This is a genomic window from Corallococcus interemptor, from assembly GCF_003668875.1.
Lineage (GTDB): Bacteria > Myxococcota > Myxococcia > Myxococcales > Myxococcaceae > Corallococcus > Corallococcus interemptor.
This window is the reverse complement of sequence record NZ_RAWM01000275.1, coordinates 1-1,126: the sequence shown is the minus strand read 5'-3', so window position 1 is coordinate 1,126 and position 1,126 is coordinate 1. Positions and strand designations below refer to the sequence as shown.

The following is a 1,126-nucleotide window of genomic DNA, read 5'->3' as shown; positions in this document are numbered from 1 at the left end:
TCATGTCCAAGGAAAAGTTCGATCGCAGCCTGCCCCACGTGAACATCGGAACGATTGGGCACGTGGACCACGGCAAGACGTCGCTGACCGCCGCCATCACCAAGGTGCTGGCGAAGACCGGTGGCGCCACGTTCCTGGCGTACGACCAGATTGACAAGGCGCCGGAAGAGCGTGAGCGCGGCATCACCATCTCCACGGCGCACGTGGAGTACAAGACGAAGAACCGCCACTACGCGCACGTCGACTGCCCGGGGCACGCCGACTACGTGAAGAACATGATTACGGGCGCGGCGCAGATGGACGGCGCCATCCTGGTGGTGTCGGCGGCGGACGGCCCGATGCCCCAGACGCGTGAGCACATCCTGCTGGCGCGCCAGGTCGGCGTTCCCTACATCGTGGTCTTCCTGAACAAGGTGGACCTGCTGGACGACCCCGAGCTGCGCGAGCTCGTGGAGATGGAAGTCCGCGACCTGCTGAAGAAGTACGAGTTCCCCGGTGACACCATCCCCATCGTCCCCGGCTCCGCGGTGAAGGCGCTGGAGGGTGACACCAGCGACATCGGCGAGCCGGCCATCCTGAAGCTGATGGAGGCGGTGGACGCCTACATTCCGACGCCGCAGCGTGCGACGGACAAGCCCTTCCTGATGCCGGTGGAAGACGTCTTCTCCATCGCCGGCCGTGGCACCGTGGCGACGGGTCGCGTGGAGCGCGGAATCATCAAGGTGGGCGAGGAAGTCGAAGTCGTCGGCCTGCGCGCGACGCAGAAGACGGTGGTGACGGGCGTGGAGATGTTCCGCAAGCTGCTGGACGAGGGCCGGGCGGGCGACAACATCGGCGCGCTGGTGCGTGGCCTCAAGCGCGAGGACATGGAGCGCGGCCAGGTGCTGGCGAAGCCGGGCAGCATCACGCCGCACACGAAGTTCAAGGCGCAGATTTACGTGCTGTCGAAGGAAGAGGGCGGCCGCCACACCCCGTTCTTCAAGGGGTACCGTCCGCAGTTCTACTTCCGCACCACGGACGTGACGGGCACGGTGAAGCTGCCGGACAACGTCGAAATGGTCATGCCGGGCGACAACATCGCCATCGAGGTGGAGCTCATCACCCCGGTCGCGATGGAGAAGGAGCT

The 1,126-nt window shown here is 65.5% G+C and carries 1 protein-coding gene; it reads left to right on the top strand.

What is annotated here, in order from left to right:
• Window positions 1–2 precede the first annotated feature (2 nt).
• A partial coding sequence (gene tuf, locus D7X96_RS39070) for an elongation factor Tu (RefSeq protein WP_121772002.1) occupies window positions 3–1,126 on the top strand: 1,124 nt, incomplete at its 3' end.